12 protein-coding genes and 9 pseudogenes are annotated in these 17,807 nt (G+C 56.9%); 7 read left to right on the top strand and 14 right to left on the bottom strand.

Features of this window, described 5'->3' with window-relative positions; translation table 11 throughout:
• Positions 1 to 161, top strand: a pseudogene (locus tag AB4Y35_RS41865) (IS630 family transposase); the annotation flags it as partial.
• Here the strand turns inward: AB4Y35_RS41865 and AB4Y35_RS41860 are convergent.
• The 5 genes and pseudogenes from AB4Y35_RS41860 to AB4Y35_RS41840 all read right to left on the bottom strand — a co-directional run.
• Complete coding sequence (locus AB4Y35_RS41860) at positions 161 to 1,177, bottom strand: PLP-dependent cysteine synthase family protein (RefSeq protein WP_368692970.1); 1,017 nt, start codon at positions 1,175 to 1,177, stop codon at positions 161 to 163. The pseudogene AB4Y35_RS41865 and the gene AB4Y35_RS41860 overlap by 1 nt on opposite strands.
• A 638-nt stretch (positions 1,178 to 1,815) precedes the next feature.
• The gene (locus AB4Y35_RS41855; RefSeq protein WP_368692969.1) at positions 1,816 to 2,229 is read right to left on the bottom strand and encodes a ParB N-terminal domain-containing protein; all 414 of its coding nucleotides are present in this window, start codon (positions 2,227 to 2,229) and stop codon (positions 1,816 to 1,818) included.
• A gap of 319 nt (positions 2,230 to 2,548) precedes the next feature.
• Positions 2,549 to 3,391: an IS21-like element helper ATPase IstB gene (gene istB, locus AB4Y35_RS41850; protein WP_368708787.1), complete on the bottom strand. Its 843-nt coding sequence runs from the start codon at positions 3,389 to 3,391 to the stop codon at positions 2,549 to 2,551.
• A pseudogene (istA, locus tag AB4Y35_RS41845) lies at positions 3,388 to 4,880 on the bottom strand (IS21 family transposase). The gene istB and the pseudogene istA overlap by 4 nt, the downstream one beginning before the upstream one ends.
• Positions 4,881 to 5,280: 400 nt before the next feature.
• Positions 5,281 to 5,391, bottom strand: a pseudogene (locus AB4Y35_RS41840) (IS110 family transposase); the annotation flags it as partial.
• Between AB4Y35_RS41840 and AB4Y35_RS41835 the strand changes: the two are divergent.
• The 3 genes and pseudogenes from AB4Y35_RS41835 to AB4Y35_RS41825 form a co-directional block, all read left to right on the top strand.
• Complete coding sequence (locus AB4Y35_RS41835; RefSeq protein ID WP_368708786.1) at positions 5,359 to 6,336, top strand: IS630 family transposase; 978 nt, start codon at positions 5,359 to 5,361, stop codon at positions 6,334 to 6,336. The pseudogene AB4Y35_RS41840 and the gene AB4Y35_RS41835 overlap by 33 nt on opposite strands.
• Positions 6,337 to 6,353: 17 nt before the next feature.
• A pseudogene (locus AB4Y35_RS41830) lies at positions 6,354 to 6,458 on the top strand (transposase); the annotation flags it as partial.
• Between the two features lie 183 nt (positions 6,459 to 6,641).
• Positions 6,642 to 7,056: pseudogene (locus AB4Y35_RS41825) on the top strand (IS110 family transposase); the annotation flags it as partial.
• A gap of 126 nt (positions 7,057 to 7,182) precedes the next feature.
• Here AB4Y35_RS41825 and AB4Y35_RS41820 read toward each other — a convergent pair.
• The 4 genes and pseudogenes from AB4Y35_RS41820 to AB4Y35_RS41805 form a co-directional block, all read right to left on the bottom strand.
• Positions 7,183 to 8,571, bottom strand: a complete 1,389-nt coding sequence (locus tag AB4Y35_RS41820) for an MATE family efflux transporter (protein WP_368692953.1) — start codon at positions 8,569 to 8,571, stop codon at positions 7,183 to 7,185.
• Positions 8,572 to 9,327: 756 nt separating this feature from the next.
• Positions 9,328 to 9,750 (bottom strand): annotated as a pseudogene (locus AB4Y35_RS41815) (transposase); the annotation flags it as partial.
• Between the two features lie 111 nt (positions 9,751 to 9,861).
• Positions 9,862 to 11,334, bottom strand: coding sequence for a group II intron reverse transcriptase/maturase (gene ltrA / locus AB4Y35_RS41810; RefSeq protein ID WP_368692968.1), 1,473 nt, complete (start codon positions 11,332 to 11,334; stop codon positions 9,862 to 9,864).
• Positions 11,335 to 11,944: 610 nt separating this feature from the next.
• Positions 11,945 to 12,485: pseudogene (locus AB4Y35_RS41805) on the bottom strand (IS5 family transposase); the annotation flags it as partial.
• A 203-nt stretch (positions 12,486 to 12,688) separates the two neighbouring features.
• Here AB4Y35_RS41805 and AB4Y35_RS41800 point away from each other — a divergent pair.
• Positions 12,689 to 13,702 (top strand): IS110 family transposase, encoded by a 1,014-nt coding sequence (locus tag AB4Y35_RS41800; RefSeq protein ID WP_368692981.1) that lies wholly within the window; start codon positions 12,689 to 12,691, stop codon positions 13,700 to 13,702.
• A gap of 282 nt (positions 13,703 to 13,984) precedes the next feature.
• Here the strand turns inward: AB4Y35_RS41800 and AB4Y35_RS41795 are convergent.
• Together AB4Y35_RS41795 and AB4Y35_RS41790 are read right to left on the bottom strand one after the other, a co-directional pair.
• Positions 13,985 to 14,687 (bottom strand): IS6 family transposase gene (locus tag AB4Y35_RS41795; RefSeq protein ID WP_368708785.1). Its coding sequence is split into 2 segments (ribosomal slippage): positions 13,985 to 14,314 and positions 14,316 to 14,687, totalling 702 coding nucleotides; the frame shifts between segments, so codons are not numbered across the junction.
• 47 nt (positions 14,688 to 14,734) lie between these two features.
• A complete protein-coding gene (locus AB4Y35_RS41790; protein WP_368692964.1) occupies positions 14,735 to 14,998 on the bottom strand; it encodes a hypothetical protein in 264 nt (87 codons plus the stop codon).
• Here AB4Y35_RS41790 and AB4Y35_RS41785 point away from each other — a divergent pair.
• Positions 14,880 to 15,131, top strand: a pseudogene (locus AB4Y35_RS41785) (transposase); the annotation flags it as partial. The gene AB4Y35_RS41790 and the pseudogene AB4Y35_RS41785 sit on opposite strands and share 119 nt — an antisense overlap.
• On the opposite strand, the gene AB4Y35_RS41780 reads toward AB4Y35_RS41785, so the two are convergent.
• The 3 genes from AB4Y35_RS41780 to AB4Y35_RS41770 all read right to left on the bottom strand — a co-directional run bounded on the left by AB4Y35_RS41780 (position 15,014) and on the right by AB4Y35_RS41770 (position 17,605).
• Complete coding sequence (locus AB4Y35_RS41780; RefSeq protein WP_368708789.1) at positions 15,014 to 15,325, bottom strand: tyrosine-type recombinase/integrase; 312 nt, start codon at positions 15,323 to 15,325, stop codon at positions 15,014 to 15,016. The pseudogene AB4Y35_RS41785 and the gene AB4Y35_RS41780 overlap by 118 nt on opposite strands.
• A 347-nt stretch (positions 15,326 to 15,672) precedes the next feature.
• Positions 15,673 to 16,914 (bottom strand): tyrosine-type recombinase/integrase, encoded by a 1,242-nt coding sequence (locus AB4Y35_RS41775; protein ID WP_368692966.1) that lies wholly within the window; start codon positions 16,912 to 16,914, stop codon positions 15,673 to 15,675.
• A 286-nt stretch (positions 16,915 to 17,200) separates the two neighbouring features.
• A complete protein-coding gene (locus AB4Y35_RS41770) occupies positions 17,201 to 17,605 on the bottom strand; it encodes a transposase (protein WP_368708788.1) in 405 nt (134 codons plus the stop codon).
• A 76-nt stretch (positions 17,606 to 17,681) separates the two neighbouring features.
• On the opposite strand from AB4Y35_RS41770, the pseudogene AB4Y35_RS41765 reads away from it, so the two are divergent.
• A pseudogene (locus tag AB4Y35_RS41765) lies at positions 17,682 to 17,807 on the top strand (IS5/IS1182 family transposase); the annotation flags it as partial.

Raw genomic sequence — 17,807 nt, 5'->3', positions numbered from 1 at the left:
AGCGCGACGTCATTGCGCGTGGCGTATTCACCAGCACCAGGGATCTCGACAAAAAGCTCATGCGGTACATACTTCAATACAATAAGCAAGCACTCCCATTGAAATGGAAGTACTCCGATCCATCGCGGCGAATCCGGCGCAATTCATCTGGTTCAACGGACTACGTCTTCGTTACGCGGTTTGCTGCAACCGGAACGTTGGCGAGAAGTTCGCCGAAATTCTCTTCAAGGTCAAAGATTTGGATCTCGTGAGCCGACAGCCAATCTTGGTTGAAAACAGTGTCCAAATATTTGGTACCACTGTCGCACGCAAGTGTGACGATCCGCGATCCTATCGGCGCTTGCCGAGCCACATTGAGCGCCTCATAGATCGCCCCCCCCGCCGATCCACCAACCAATAACCCGTGCCGCTGAGCCAAATAGTGGCAAGTCGAGAAGGCCATCTCGTCGCTCACTTTGCGGCCTGCATCTATTACGTCGTAGTCAATCGCCATGCCTACATCGGCTCCTTCAGGTGTGCCAGTGCCTGACTGGCGATAATGCCCGCTCTGCCCACCAAAGATGACACTTCCGACAGGCTCCACGCCAATCACTTGAAGTCGAGGAATATGCATTCGCAGTTGACGTGCGGAACCACATAGTGACCCACCAGTACCGATAGCGCACACAAAATGGGAAATTGTCGGGCCGAGGTCGTCGAGCAATTCAGCTGCCAGTCCAACATACCCAGCTGGATTTGCAGGGTTGTTGTGCTGTTCAGTCCAATAGGACCCTTCTTCGATAGAGATTCGCATCGCTTCCCGATCGCGCATGTCAGTGGCTAGTGCACCGTCGCCGCTGCCAACGACCCTGACGTTGCTTCCGAATGCACGAACCGTAAGGATTTTCTCAAGGCTTGCATGAGTGTCCATAAGAGCTGTGAACTTGATTCTCCGCACAGCCGAGATCATGGCCAACGCACTGGCGGTATTGCCTGACGAAGATTCGACGATGTCAACAATATCTTCGCTTGAGGTAATTGATCGATTGTCGACCATGCTCAGCGCCATGCGATCTTTCATTGATCCAGACGGGTTGAACATCTCGAGCTTAAGATAAAGACTGATTTCACCTCCACGTAGAGGAATGTGTAGCAGTGGTGTCTGCCCGATGGTATCGAGTATGCTATTTACGATCATTATTCTGTTCCTATTCTTATTCCATTCCCGTTTGAGCTCCATCGGGTAACAGATGTGCGATTCAAACGGATGGTGGTGATCTTTTTCGAGTAAGAGAATTCGATGGAATGAGTTGTAGTTGCAATACATCGGGTAGTAGGTAGCGGTTTTGATGCAGGCAGCGAGACCGGGCGCAAAAACGCCTCGTCGGATTGCCAGCTATGCCATCGGACGATGCATGACAGAGGACATCTGCGTCGGGAATTGACGCGCAATTTGTGGCGTGGCGCAGGTTGAGCGCGCCGCGGAATAGCCGAATCGATCATGGGCATACAACTCCGAGAACAAAAGTCATACAAATTAATTTCATATGCGAAACGATGCTAGACAAATTGAATAACATTGCATTTCGCCTCCGAAGAGGAGCAAAGATCGTTTGAATTTCTTACTCGTGATCTGAGCGTGACAAACACCACAGATCTGGCACATCCATTCCGCCATTGGGAATGTCTGTAATTCTCCAGAGGTCCCCAATGTGATTCCGATGCGGTCTTGCACGCTAATCCGCATATCCGATTACCTGTGGATCGAGTTGCGAATGCAATGCCGAATAAAGTTTCTGGCTCGCCGACAGAGTGTCCTTGACTAGCGACGGCAGCTCACCTGAGGTCATCGAGTTCGAATGCACAACCCGGCAACGTAACTTTCAACTTGTGTCGGGTAGTCTTGAAACTCATCAATTTCCCGGATAGACCAGCTTCGATAATGTCGTCAATGGGAACGGGTTCAGGATTGGCCCAGTAGGTCACATCCAAGTTTGGGTCATCGTAGGAAAGCAAGATACACGGTACAAGCGAGAGGCCTAGTTCCTTTGCACAAAAGTGGCGGTGGTGACCATCCATAATAATGAAGTGGCGGTGTTCGACTAAAATTGGTGTAGTCCAGCGCTTAATTTCCGCGATCGATTTGAGCAATGTCCAAGCACGTGGCACATTGATCTTCTCGCTTGGCCGAAGTTGATCCACTGGCAGTTTGGCCACTGTGTAGCTTGCTATAGGGTTTGGGGATGACAAGGGCTTCTCCTAAGTCGTGGACAGGTCCTCTTGCAGTAAAGCACGTGTCGTGCCATATGGAACTCCGTAGATTTCGACACGATATCCATGATAGGAATTGTCGTCTGTCCGACGTTGTCGGGAAAAGAACGTCCGAAACAATACTTAATCAGTTTGGCTATCGGGCAAAAGGGCAAACTAGAGAGCGTCAAGCAGCACGGCCGGTCAACGACAACTATTTTGGCCGGTCAACGGGGTAGTTGTCGTTCGGTATCAGGTCATATTTGACGTTGCTCCTTCATAGTTGTCGTTGCGTGATCATTGAGGTTGACGCTCATCGTTACTGCGCAACGTTGCCGTCGTCAGGCAACTGGCCGCTGAACGGATTTGCAGGGTTATCGTCGTGGAATTGACGCCGCCGTGCATTCTGTTTGTCGCCGGCCTTGCGGCGGCGGTAGCTTTCGACGTTGAGTTCGAAGATCGTCGAGTGATGCACAAGCCGGTCGATGGCGGCGACCGTCATGCCGGGGTCGGGGAACACGTCATTCCAGCCAGAGAACGGTTGGTTTGCAGTTATCAGAAGACTTTTTCGCTCATACCTCTCGGCAATCAGCTCGAACAGAACGCTGGTTTCGGCCTGGTCCTTGCGGGCATACGACAGGTCGTCGAGGATGATCAAATCGAAGCGATCGAGCTTGGCCAGTGCGGAAGGCAACTGCAGGCTCTGGCGCGCGGCCTGCAGCTTCTGGACGAGCTCGCTGGTACGCGTGAACAGCACGCGGTAGCCGACGTCGATCAATGCATGACCAATAGCCGAACCCAGGTGGCTTTTTCCAACCCCAGGCGGGCCGAACAGGAGAACCGTGGCGCCTTTCTCCAGCCATGACTCTCCGGTGGCCAGCGCCGTGACATGCGCTTTTGAGACCATCGGCACGGCGCCGAAGTCGAAGGTGGCGAGCGTCTTGGTCGGGTCCAGATGCGACTCGGTACGGTGCCGCTCGATGCGTCGTTTGGCGCGTTCGGCCAGCTCGTGCTCTAGCAGTGCGCCGAGCAGGCGTGCGGCCGGCCAGGCTTCCTTGTCCGAACGCTCGGCGAACTCGGGCCACAACCTGCCGATCGTTGGCAAACGCAGATCGTTGAGCATCAGGGCCAGGCGGCCACCATCATGCGCGGGCGCGTTCATGCTGCCACCTTCTCGAGCAGTTCGTCATAGACGGCAACGGGCGGCATCTGAACTTCGACATCGGGGCACTGGGCCTCACGGGGTGCGTACTGTTCACGCAGCGCCTTGAGATCGGGAAGCTCGCCGGTTTCCAGCAACACATCAAGCTGCGCGGCCAGTACGGCCTCCACGCCGTGCAGGCCTGCAAGCTCTAGCAGGCCGACCATCGTCTTGCATGCGTCGCGCTGAGACAGGCGCGCATCGAGTTGTTCCCAGGTTCTGCGGTACGCCTCGCGCGGGAACAGGGCGTCACGAAACGCGAGCCCCTTGAATGCCTGGGGTTTGCGCTTCAGGGAGTCAATGAAGTGGCGGTAATCAAGCGCGTGGCGGTTGTCGTGCGCACGTGAGCCCCGAGCGGTGCTGTGCACCAGTACGCCGGACAGGTAACAGTCGAGCCGGTCGCCGTAGACGCGCACCTTCAGCCGGTGACCAATCAGGCGCGACGGCGCACTGTAGAGGATGCCCCGCACCGTGAACGTGCTGCAGCGGGTCAAGGAGCCTCCTCCTCGGCGAAGTCAGTGGTACGGTACTCCGGCAGATCCTGAAGCTGCTGGCGCTCGATACGGAACGCGGCGGCGCAGCGCCGGTTTCGGCGCATCACCTGTTCGCGGATGAATTCGTCGTAGGCGGCACGGTCAACGAAGTCGCGATGGCCACGCAGCATCAGGGCTTGATCGACTGCGTCCTTGAGATACCGGTGCGAGGATTCGACGCTTCCGTTCTCGTGACCCAGGCCGCGATTGTTGCGCGTGCCCTGCATCTCGTAGTGATCGAGCAGCGCCTTGTAACGGGTCGTGAAGTCCTCCTTCTCACTCAGGTTCTTGAAGGCGGCAGAGAGACTGTCGGTGCGATGCTCGCGCGGGCAACCTCCCGCCTGCCACAGAGCATTCTGCAAGCCGTTGGCGAGGGCTTCGAAGCTCTCGCCGCCCTCGACCACGCAGGCGTACTCCCAGCGCGAGAATGCCAGTACGAAGTGATACAGCCGGTGCTCGAACGGTGCGCCGCCGATCGTCACGCACAGCTTGCTCATATCGGTGAAGTCGGACAGCCCGCGCACGCCGGGCTGATGCTCCTGGGGGAAGAAGATCTCCTGGCTGGGACCTTCGAGCGCCCGCCATTGAGAAATGCGTCGTTCCAGCGTGCGACGCATGCTGTCGGGATAGCGACCCGGGTGATCATCCTGCAGCTTGCGCAGGATCGTGATGCCCATCAGATGAGGGGCATTGCGCAGCAACGGCACGACCTCGCTGTCCCAGACATCGGCAAACGGATCGGGACGGGTGCGCCAGGAGCGCCGCGGCTTCTGGGACGGCAACGTCGCGTCACGCTCGATGCGGCGTGCGCTGCGTACGCTTATTCCTGCCTTCGCGGCCGCGAGTTCCTGCGGATGGTGTTTGCGCTTGTTCATGTAGAGGCGAACCTGTTGGTCGGTGATGCGGGTTCCAGACATGTGCTGACCGCTTCTTCTTTAAGAATCGATCAGCCATCCTATTGCCCCGCCGACGCGGCGCCGCCGGTGGTTCGTCGTCTCCGGCGGCTACGCCGCCTCCGACTCCTCACCACCGGCCAAAACAAACGTCAACGACCGGCCAACATAATTGTCGCCCCCCACAAACCGACGGGGCGTGCGGCTAGGTGGCTGGATCTTCGAATGGACCTCTCTGCGAAGGCAAGCGTTGCGTGAGCCTTATGATCACCACTTCTCTTCATCGCGAGGAGTTCGTAGCCATCGCGAACAAGCGTTAGCAAGTGCAACGCGTGTTACTGCCCAACTTAGCTTGCGGCAGCCAGATGGAAGGGTTACGTTGCATGAAGGGCGGCGCGAGCGTCCAGCCTTGCACACCGTTGGTCAGACCAATCCCATCGAGCAGATCTGCCTTAGCGCGTCGCCAGTGGCGTTCGACAGGGATGCTCGCGGGATCGATGACATGACACTCAATCCCGCGGGCCCGCAGTGCACGATGATCCAGAATGCATCGGGGGCCGGCTTCGTACGTAGCAGACAACAACATGCCCGCTGGTCTGCACTGTCCATCCATCCGAGTTTGCTGCTCAATCGCTCAATCAAGTCCCGCAAGATCCTGCAGACGGCCCGCAGGGCTTCAATTGTTGACTTACTGACCGGTGCACCAATAGTGCGTAAAACGGGTGTGAAGACGAAAACTGATGCTCGAAACGTCGACGGAGCCACGCAGGCGCACCTGAGAAAAATGGTGGTGCAAGCGGTGGTTGGTGAAATGACGCAAACTGCGGCGGCTCACACATTCGGGGTGAGCCTGCGAGCGATAGGCAACTGGATGAAGCGCTCGCGAGAAGGCGGCTTGAGATCGCTCAGGCCAGGCAAGCGTGGGCGTTGGCCGGGAAGTGGCCGGCTGGATCATCGGCAGGCCGTGAGAATCCGCAAGCTGATCCTCGAACGGATGCCGGATCAGCTGGCGTTGCCGTTCTACCTGCGAACTCGCGAATCGGTGGCGCAGCTCATCGAGCGGGAGTATGGCATCAAGGTGTCTGCGTGGACGGTCGGTCGATACCTGAAGGCGTGGGGCATGAGTGCCTATAAGCCGGTACGGCGAGCCTATGAGAGAAACGGTGCGAGCATCGCGCGCTGGCTGAACGAAGACTATCCGCAGATCGCGAAAGAGGCGAAGCAGAAGAAGGCGACGATCTACTGGGGTGACGAAATGGGGTTGCGTAGTGATCACATCGGCGGCACGAGCTTCGCACTCAAGGGGCAAACGCCAGTTGTGCGCGCGACGGGACAAAGCTTCGGCTGCAATATGATCTCGGCTATCACCAACCGAGGAGCATTGAACTTCATGGTCTTCGAGGGCAAGTTCAGGAACGTCACGCTCATCGAATCTCTGAAGCGCAAGCGCATGCTCAAACAGGCCGCGCACAAGATCTGATAGTTGACGGCCATCCCGTGCATCGGTCTAAGGCAGTCAGGCGATTCGTCGCCGTTCATGGTCAACGTCTGCGTCTGATTCAACTGCCGGGATATTACCCTGAGCTCAATCCGGACGAGCTGCTCAATCAGGACGTGAAGACCAATGCGCTCGGCAAGAATCGAAGCGCCAGCAAGGCGGAGATGATCGACGGCGTTCGCTGTCATCTGCGTCGTCGGCAAAAGAAGCCTCACGTGATCCGCAACCTCAGTAAGTATAAGGGTCGTCCTCTCCAGCGTTCGGTTGTGGACTTCCCCGTCCCGAGGCTGCGGAAAAAGGAAGTCCATGCCTCTCCCGTTACCGTCGGAAACACGAAAAACGTCTTTGCCATCCATGGAGGTGGATGAGGCCGGCAAGGCGATGTTAAGCAAATCTCGCGTAATGCGTGACCAACTGATAGTGGTGATCGCGCAGTTGCTGCCTTGTCTGAGATCGGCATTGAGGCCTGCTCGGGCGCGCATCATTGGGCACGTGTATTCCCGCATGGCTATACGGTGAAGTTGATGGCACCAAAGTTGGTCGCGCCGTATCGGATGTCTGGCAAACGCGGCAAGAACGACGCAGCGGATGCTGCCCATCTGTGAGGCGGTGACCCGGCCCAGCATGCGTTTCTTGCCAGGCAAGGACGACGAACACCAGCAGGCAACGCTTTGCTTGCGTCGCACGCGACAAGGATTCGTCTAGGAACGAACCGCGACATACAACCGGCTGCGCAGTTTTCTCTCTCCTATAATTCGCAGGGTAAAACAATTACTTTGGTGACCTCAAGTGTACTTTCGTCTTCGTACCCGTTTAACGCACTGCGCATTATTTGGTACACCGCTCACTGATTCGTTGAAGATGCCTTAGAAGTGCCTTTCCGCCACCTACCGCAACGAGTGACATTATTAGTGCGCTCGGTAGCAGACCGAGAAAGACGCCACACCAGACCCCAGTTCCTGAGACTAGGTCCACTCCACCGAGCCGAAGCCGATGCGTCGCGAACGCATCTCCCAAAATCGCAACACCTATCCAGAGGCTAATTATCTGCATAAGCGCAGGAAACACATTAATACCAAGCGCACGCAAAGCCGCCGCGGCACCGGTTTGAACGCAGTCGACGAAAATCACTAATGAAAGGTAGATAAGAACTTTATTTGAGGCCGCCAAAATTTTCTCATCTGCCGTGTGAAGTCGGAAGGCCGCGGAGCCAAGAAGCATATATAAAACGGCAAGTGAAAGGCCGACTACCATCGCGATGAAAATCGCCGTTCTTGCTTTGCGGTCCGCCCCACTTGATCCATCAAGCCCGAACGCGTAGCTTATTTTAACGGAAATTAAAATTGCCATGGAAAAGATCAACGTGTATCCGACATTATATAAATTATAGACGATTTGATGCGCATTTAGTTGGTTGGCGCCGAACTTACTTATCAATATGGCCATGTATCCGAACGCTGCAACTTCGGAAAGCGCCGAAAATGCAATGGGCACACCAGTCTTCAAGAGAGACACCAACTCAGTTGGTTCCCGAGATAAAATAAAATTAAATCGGAACATGGTAAACCGTCTATCGAAGAAGAATAGTAGTGTAGCGGATATGCACATAATATAGAAGGCGATGGTGGTCGATAGTCCACAACCAATTAGGCCAAGGTGGAAGTGTGGACCGTCGACCAGCGCCAGAGACAGAGTAACTTTTGCTATCAAGCCGATAGCCTGCAGTAGGGAAATATATATTGTGGCTCGAACCGAGTTCGCGATGCAGGCGATCAAGCGAAAGAGAGTGGCCGGCAATGCACTGAACGTGAGAGCGTCAAGATAATCTCGGGCTGCGACTACTGAATAAGACGGTTGATTTGACCAATGATGGATTGTCGAAAAATACTTCAGAACAAGAAAGAGGAATGCAGCAACAAAAAATCCCGACGTAAAACCATAGTAAGCGATGTTCTTTAGTGTTCCAATGGACTCCTCCGCTATGGCCCTCGTGGCTTTGATGGTGATCGCAGAAAAAAACGCGGTCATGGTAACAATAAGCGGACCGTAAATCGCGTTTCCCAATGCCAAGCCGCTGAGTAGATCTGGCTTTCTGTTGCCGACGATAAGAGCGTCGGAGACAGAGTAGGCAACTACGAGCAGTTGCCCAACCCAGATTGAAAAGAAGAAGGAAAGATCGCCCTTCAAGTTTGCGAAAGATGATCCATGCTCAGACACTTGAAATCTCCGCTGTCAACCCTGTACGATGACCGCATATGGAAGGCGCTGTTCTTCGTCGTTTCCCCCAGCGCGCCACCATCGTCAAGATGGCCAGATTAAGAAGAACAGATCGCTTTGTGATGGCGATCGGTTTCTGGCAGCCGACTGCTTTTTTGAGCGACAGATCGTCCTTGTACGAATTGTGCTGTTTTCTCTGCCGACACCAGAGATCGTCTATCCTTGTTAACAAAATTGCAATCCGAACGGCAGGTCACGAAGAGACCCCGACTAAAAATAAGAATGAACCTTCGACATGCAGATCCGACACGGCCTGCCAGCACAGAAGAGCAACAATCGCGCCAATTACAGATAAGGGCCCAAAAAGCTTTCCGCTTGTATAACAATGCTTGAATAGTACACGGTGGGCCTCCGGCTAAACAGCCATTTGTTGTGGGTCCGACAAAGCCCACATCTGCGGCGAAGGTTGTCCAGTTCGCGACATATCGGTAGGTTCCCTGATCGGTAAAAAACTACCGTTTTGACAAGCGAGTTTGATCGGTCGTCGCTCAAGGGTTCTGTCGCGGTAAGAATGAGAGGTTAGTAATGTCCCAATACGATACGGACTAGGGAAGGTCTGCACAACACGCTTTCAGAGCGCTGATCTTTTTTCGCGTTGAGCGTATCAGCCGTAAGCGCCTGCTGGCAGGTTGGTCGTCCGGCCTTTGAAGCATGATGATCTTCGTTTTCCGAGACTCACCGCCTGACCCGAGAGTTTCACACTTTGGTTAGAGCCCTGCGTGACATCCAGAGGTTGCCCAGCGCAAACAGTGTCGTGATCTGCGCGGTGTTCTTCACCAATCCCCGGTACCGCGTCTTCGTATAACCAAACTGCTGCTTGAGCACGCGAAACGGATGTTCAACCTTGGCGCGCACGCCAGCCTTCAGACGCTCAATCTGGTTGTATATCGCGTCCAGACGATTGTTCAGGTCCAGTTGTCGACGCTTGCCTGGTCGCATCGCGACATGCCAGCGTACCGGGTTCGCCTGACGGCGCTTCTCAATACCCTGATATCCGGCGTCAGCGTACACATCCTTTTCCTGGCCGTGCAACAGCGCTTCGGCCGCATTGATGTCGTGGACGTTGGCCGCCGTACCAATGACGGTGTGGACCAGACCCGACTCTGCGTCCACTCCGATGTCGGGTAAGCGCGTGCTGTTGCCAGCACGCGCTCCCCTAAGAACCGGACGTGCAAGTCGCCCCGCATCCGGCTCAAGCCATTCACCAGCACCAGTGTTGGTACCGGGCAATCAATCGTCAGTCGCGGCGCGGCGACGGGCAAAGTAGGACGACCACGCAGGGTCAAACGGATTGGCCTGGCCACGTACCTTCACGTGACGAACAATCGGAACCGCCGCAGCCCGGAACAGCCGGGTTACCCCGTGGGCTTCGGACCGGGCAGTAAACGCCCAGGTACGGTTCCCCTCTACGTGGAAGTATTTGTGTTTCACCCAGCCCGCGCCTTTCGTGGGGTGCCGACGCATCGCCCATTTCCACAAGAGGCGCCAGATGTGAGCATCTATCGACGTAAAATGAGCTTTTGAGACCACATGACGGTGATACATGGCCCAGCCGCGAATCACTGGGTTGAGCTGTACGATCAGATTCCGCTGTGTGGCGCTCCGGTGCTGCCTCACGATTTCCCTCACCTTCTCCAGAAGTGCCTTCACACTTTTGTTGGCCGGTTTGATGAGCAGCTTGCCCGCGTACTTGCGGACATTCTGCCCAAGGAAATCGAACCCATCGGCAATATGGGTGACTCTGGTTTTCTCTTCCGAGAGTTCCAGACCCCGAACAGCCAGGAATTGCTTGACTGCAGGGAGTACGTTCTGTTCCAGAATTTCCTTCGACACTCCGGTCACAACGAAGTCGTCCGCATACCGGTTGACGTTGATCTTGAACTTTCGGCGTGCGCGTTCCGTCGGTCCCACGCTTGCATCTACTACCGCTTCCAGTCCGTCCAGCGTCATATTCGCGATGACAGGCGAGATGATGCCCCCTTGCGGTGACCCAGCCTCAGTCGCGAACAGGGTTCCTTCGTCGATAAATCCGGCCTTCAGCCATCGTCGCAGGACTTCCTTATCCATCGGAATGTGTTGAAGAATCCAGTCGTGGCTAAAATTATCGAAACAGCCACGAATGTCTCCCTCCAGAACCCACTCCGGCGACTTGCGCTTGGCTAGAGTGGTAAAGCAGCATTCGATAGCATCGGCAGTCGAACGTCCGGGCCGGAACCCGTACGAGTTTGGATCCGCCAGGGTCTCCGCGATGGGCTCCAACGCGAGCTTCCATAGTGCCTGCATTGCTCTGCACAGCATGCGGGGAATTCCGAGCGGACGCTTCTTGCCATTGCTCTTGGGGATGTAGACGCGTCGAAGCGGCAACGCACGATAACCGTGGTGTTGCATTGCTTCCATCCCTTTCCATCTGGCCGCCGGGGTCAACCAGAGCTTGCCATCGACACCTGGCGTTCTCTTGCCGCGATTCTCAGTCACTCGCTTCACGGCTAGCATCTTGCCGCTGTGCGAGCGGGTCAGCAGACGCTGCAGGGCCTTTACCTTGCCCCATCTGCCTTCCTTGGTTGCCTTGGCGATACGCACCTGGAGTCGTTTCACCTCATCCTTGATGCGAGGCCAATCAGCCAGAAGCCACATCTCGGTGGGGCGCGAGAGTGCACCAGCCCCGATTGCCTCTGCTTGCGCAGTGCCCCCAGTTGCCGTCATCTGCCTTCCCTCGTATAACGATTAATCAAGTTCTCTCGCCATGAATGACCACGCGGAAGTCAGCCCGCTTTCGCGTCGGGCGATGTTTCAGCCCGTATCCCGGCCATTACAGCCAGGCGTTCGCTTTTTCCGCAATCCTCTACCCGCAGCGCTAACAGCGTCCCTCGCGGTCCGCCTGCCGTTGCCGGCAGCACTACGGGCTTACCCTGTTCCGCATGAATTTCAGAGCGGGGCGGACCCCTCCTATCCGCCGGCGGCATGTTGTTGCGATGGCCCAACACACAAAGGCCATGCCTTGCCGCGCGCCATTTTGGCTCAAGCCTGTCAGCACATTTGGCTTGTACAATGATGACGACGTTTAACAGAGGTTCACATATGTTGGTCGTGACCGCTCGTCCCTAGCCCCTCACCACCCTTGTGCTGGCAGATTCCGCCTTCCCTCACGGGTCGGCGTACCGAAATCAATCGGCGGTTACATTGTCCCCAGAGCTTCACACCGAGCTGTTACCAGCTCCGCATGTCTGGGTAGGGAACGGTTGATGGAACAACCGGTTTAATCACAGCGCTCATCTCGTTGAGTTAGACAGAAATTCAAGCGACTTTCAGGTCGCACGTGCGCTTTCATCCCGAAATACCATTGATTTCCCTTCTTCGTCTGGTGCATCTCCGCGTCTCGTTTGCCAGAGCCGTTCTTCGTCGAAGTGGGTGCGCTAATCAAGGTTGCATCGACCGCTGACCCTGCCTTCAACATCAAGCCTTTTTCACTCAGGATCTCATTACTCATTAACCACCGCGAGCATCTGCGCGGCCAGACCGTGCGTTTCGAGAAGGTGACGGAACCGCAGAATCGTGCTCTCGTCCGGCAAACGCGTCATACCTTCGCCCAGCCCCGCAAACTCACGATACAGCGGCACGTCATAAAGCGCCTCTTCCATCGCCGGGTCTGACAGACCAAACCACTGCTGCATGAAGTGGATCTGCAGCATCGTCGCAACCGGAAACGGCGGCCTTCCGGTCTTACCCTTCGGATAGTGCGGTTCGATCAACGCAATCAACCTCGACCATGGCACCACGCGCCTCATCTCATCGAGAAATTCCCTCTTGCGCGTGCGTTTCGTCGAAAGATCCAGACCAAGACCGAGTTGTGTCATCGACGAACTCCTTGAACGTGTCTATCTTCCAGGATAGGCGAACCAGTCTTCAATGCCAGGACTTTTGCAGATGGTATGGACGCCTCCCCCCGGAAACGGGCCGTCGTGGAAGTGACGGACCGGGCGCGGGAGACTTGGCACGCGTCGGTCTGCGTATGCCAAAGTAAGGGTGCTCGTCAACCGCGCGTCAAGGAGAACCGGAAATGAAACCCACCCTCATCGGAATGGACATTGCCAAGCGGGTATTCCAGCTTCATGCACTCGACCCGCAGAGCGGCCAGATCGAAAGACTCAAGCTAAAGCGTGCACAGGTTCTCGAGTTCTTCGCCAGGCGCGCACCTTCGGTTGTTGTGATGGAAGCCTGTGGCAGCGCACACGACTGGGCGAGACGGTTGCAGCAGCTCGGTCATGATGCGAGGCTCATCTCCGCGCGGTCAGTGCGGCCGTTTGTGTTGCGTAACAAGACCGACGCGGCCGATGCCCGAGCCATCTGCACAGCGGCGCAGCAGCCGGATGCGCGCTTTGTTGCTATCAAGAGTGAAGATCAGCAAGCCATCCTGGCGATACATCGGATGCGTGCCCAGCTCATGAAGTTCCGCATCATGCAAACCAACGCGTTGCGCGGCCTGTTATACGAGTTCGGCGAAACACTGCCCGAGAGTTATCGGGCCTTCGCCAAAGCATTCCCTGCCACGCTTGCAGGGGTCGCTGAACGTCTGCCAGGGATCCTGATCGACAGCCTGCGTGAGCAATGGAATCGCGTTCAGGCCACCGACAAGGAAATCACCGTGCTTGAGCGGCGGCTCGCTACCGCCTTTCGTAACAACGGGGACTGCCAGAAGGTCGCCGACATCCCTGGCGTTGGCCTTCTCACTGCCACCGCGACGGTTGCATCTATCGGCGATGCGCGAACGTTCAAATCCGGCCGTGAGTTTGCCGCCTGGCTGGGTCTGGTGCCGAGGCAGACGGGAACGGGTGGACGGGTACGACAGATGGGCCTGAGCAAACGCGGCGACACCTATTTGCGCACACTGCTAATGCACGGCGCCCGCTCGGTCATCATCCAGGGCACACGATCGGCGTGGATCGACGGCCTGCTCAGGCGCAGACCGTTTAATGTCGCCGTTGCTGCTGTCGCCAACAAACTGGCACGAACCATCTGGGCGGTACTTGCCCGAGCGCAGGGCTATCAGGCTTCACCGCCCGCTGCTGCGTAGACTTCACGTTATGACGGCTTCCTGAAACCTTCCTCAAGGAGCGCAAGCAAGTGCTGCATGATGGCTAACAGGTTGGACCGGGGCGAGGAAAACCCGATAGGGAAGATGAACCATTGTGTTCGATTTGCAGATGAGGACCTCGCCAGCTAATTCCATTAGGGCCTGCAGGCGCATACCGACCTGCGAAAACGGGCCGGACATAAGCGTGCTGCCTTTACCTGAAAGCCAAAAATCGCAACACTGTTTGCAATCCGGGAGGCGTCCACATAAGACCTTCCCTAGTTATCCAGCCAGTGAATAGAATTGCTGTGCGGGATTCTGATCGACACCACCATCGTCCATCTGCCCCTTGACGATCATGTGCATAACTTCGATGCCGCCCAACAGGATGCGGGCACAACGAAATTTCTTGAATCCAAGCATGGATCGGGTCCGGCGCTTGATCGCCCGATGATCCTGTTCGATGATGTTATTCAGGTACTTTTTCTGGCGGACCTTGATCGGCACATCCCGCGGGGCGTTGATCGCTTGCAAGGCAGCCAGATTCGATCCGCTCTTGTCGATCGTCACGGTCTCGGGTTCGCCATTCTGGTCGGTTGCTTTTTCGAAATAGGCACCGGGCTGCAGCCTTGTCCCGTCGGGCTCGCAGCAGAAAATCAACTGTGTTGCCTGCCTTGTCGACAGCCCGGTAGAGATACCGCCACTCACCCCTGATTCGAATGTAGGTCTCGTCCATCCTCCAGCTCTTGCCGACCGTCCGTTTGCGCCGTCGAAACGCCTTCTCCAGGACCGGCAACAGTTTGAGTGCCCAACGATGAACGGTCGAATGATCGACCGCAATCCCGCGCTCGGCCATCATCTGTTCGAGATGACGCAGGCTCAGCGCATAGGCCACGTACCACCGAACCCACAGCAACATCACGTCCAGCGGGTAATGCAAGCGTTTGAGTACTTTTCCCACACCCGGACCCAGCTTCTCGGTCATCGATCACGTCACGCATTAACAGGTTGCTGAAGTACCGCTGAAAGACGTCATCGCGCAGAGTTCGTGAAGCGTTGATAGATGGACAACCACTTGCCCTCGGAGATCATGCGCGGCGCTGACACGTTTACCGAGAGTTTGTTTTCCATGCGCAAGCTGGATGACTTCGTCCCGAAGTCGCATCCGTTGCGTTCGATCCGCGTGATGGCGAACGAAGCGCTGGCGAAGATGGATCGACTGTTCGCCCAGATGTACGAGGCGGACATAAAAGGCGGACGGCCGAGCATCGCGCCGGAGAAATTGCTGCGAGCCATGCTGATCCAGGTGCTCTACAGCATCCGCTCGGAGCGCCAACTGATGGAGCAGGTGCAATACAACCTCTTGTTTCGCTGGTTCATCGGCCTGGCAATGGACGACGACGTGTGGGTGCCAACGGTCTTTACGAAGACCGGAACAAGGCGGTCCTTCCGGAACTTGGTTCTGCGCACCTGGAGAACGCCTTCGACCAGATCCACGTCAGCTCGATCGAGGCGCAGCGCTTCGCCAGAGCGCAGGCCGGTACTGGCCAACAGACCTACCAACGTCTCCAGGGTTTGCCCTCGCTGCTCGCTGTGTGGAGAAACATGCCGAGATTCCGTCATGAGCGCTGCCAGCTCCACGTCATTGAGGATTCGCGGTGGTGTTACTGCGCGAGACCGTGGCAATACATGCGAATCGAGGGTCTCTGTATGGGTGTCGTATACGGAGAGGTACTCCGCAAAGCGCCGGAGAACTGCATAACGACGGGCGCGGCAGTTGCCAGACCCGTCGACCGACAGAGCGAATGCGATCGCCATTTCCTGCGTCAACGGACCCATAGTTCCACTGTCTTCGACGTATCGCAGGAAGATGCGCAACGTTGCTGCTTGCTTGCGGAAGGCGTAGCCCAGAGACCGGCGAAGCTCGATGTACTCCTCCAGTTTGGAGGCGAGCATTTGCGGGAAGTCGTTCATGACTTACCCCTTGGATATGGAAGTGGAACGATAGCTAGCTGCGGCAGCGCGACTTTCACGTAGATTGCCGTCGTGTCGATGTTCCGATGGCCCAGCAGGTCGGCGACTTCCTTGATGGGGCGCTTCTGTCCGACCAACTGGGTTGCCAGGCTGTGACGCAGGAGGTGTGCGCCGGCTCGTGGCGATTGCAGGTCGCATCGCTCCAGCCGGCGACGGACGAGGGCGGCCAACGTGGAGCTGCTGCCGAGAGGACGCGCGGGTGGCCGGTGGCAAAGGAAGACCTGTGGAGCCTGGGTCTTTGGCCTGGCGTGAAGCACGTACTCCGCAAGCGCGTCGCCCACCTCCTCCAGTAGAGGAACGACGCGGTCCCGCCGCGCCTTGGTGCGACGTACGACCACTTCGCCAGCTCGCCATCGAATGTCCTGAAGCTCGAGTAATCGCAGTTCCCGACTACGTATCCCTGTCGTCGCGAGCAATAGCAGCACGGCGCGGTCGCGCACACCAGAAGGATCCGTGACGTCAATTGCATCGACTACTCGCCTGACCTCCTCCCACGCCAGTCGGGGCGGCAAATGTGCCATCCGCCAACATGGCACCCGCGGCACGAGTCGGGCGAGTTCCTCCTCAATGAGGCCTGCCCAACGCAAGAACCGGAGGAAGGAGCGAACATGCGAGACGGTAGCCGATCTCGTGTAGTCGTTGATGCTTAGCGACAGGAGGTGACTGACGAGGGCCAACACATTCTCACCCGTCATTGCGGACAGTGATTGACCAGGAACATGCTCCCTGTACCATCCGAGCATGCGGCGCGCGGCCAGTATCCTTCCCTGGCGAGTTCTGGGCTGCAGCCCGCGAACCTTGCACAAGTGCTCGTCGTAGGCGGCTAGCAATTGCCAGTCGGGATCCGGGGTCCTGTGCTCACGCGCTACCGGGAGTCGATCCTGCAGCAGTCGAAGCACATGGCGTATCGCAGTTTGGGCTCCGACACGGACGCTCGGTGCTTCAATTGCAAGCAGATAGCGCTCGACAAGGTCCTGATCAATCGCCGCACTATCCCGATGACCAACCTTGCTCGCGAACTGACCAAAACGGGCGATGCGGTCGAGGTAGACTCGCGCTGAGGCTCGCGCGTAGCCGATCTCCGAGAAACGGGCGGCAATGCGGTCCATCTCGCCACCTAGTGCGCCGCTGCGCAGGCGTTCCAGGACGCCTGGATACTTGAAGTAAAGCTCCAGCATGACGTTCTCTCCTTTGCATGATGCGCCGGAACGTCCCGGCGTCAGGAGAGAGTAAAAGCTCAAATATTATGTGGCGGCAACGACGACACCGTACCTCGAAAACACTTAAGGTGTGGCGATCTGTTGGAGGCCTAAGAGACTTGCTGACACATATTGGTACCCGTCACATATCAGCGGGTTCTCCTCAAGCGCTGTTTGCACCTTGGCAGCCAAGCCCTGGAAGCCGCATCGCGCATATCCGTGATGCCCGCGACAAGCCAGATACGCGTACCTGTTGGCAGAGAAATCACGAGCGCAGGCTCTCCAAAACCGTTCGAAGCATCTCAGCGTCGACAATACCGTCGACCTTAACCACTGCCCGGCCGATCCGAACCTCGATTGAACCAGCGGGCACAGCCGGCCGCACGATCTCTGGCTCTGGCGGCGCCGGAGGTTCATCGACCGATGACGCCTCGTTCAAGATCGCCACCGGAACGAGTTGCACCGGCTCGGCTTGCTGTTCCGCCAGATACCGGCGCCGCCACGCGAACACGAGGTTCGCGTTCAAGCCGTTCTCACGGGCCAACCGGGCGATTGACACCCCTGGTTCGCAGGCTGCCTTCGCCAAGCGACGTCGGAATTCGGGATTATGGTTCGGGCGACCTTTACGGCTGCCGGGCCTCTGTGTTGGCTCTGACAAAGTGGTGTCCATCACTTCGAAAATGATGGACATCACTTTGATGCCGATCCCTGCAGCCGTCTACGACGGCCGCCGCGAGCCGCTTACGCTCAAGCAGCAGTTTGGTTATACGAAGACGCGGTACCGGGGATTGGTGAAGAACACCGCGCAGATCACGACACTGTTTGCGCTGGGCAACCTCTGGATGTCACGCAGGGCTCTAACCAAAGTGTGA

Source organism: Paraburkholderia sp. EG286A, assembly GCF_040965375.1.
GTDB lineage: Bacteria > Pseudomonadota > Gammaproteobacteria > Burkholderiales > Burkholderiaceae > Paraburkholderia.
This window is presented reverse-complemented; position numbering and strand designations above follow the sequence as displayed.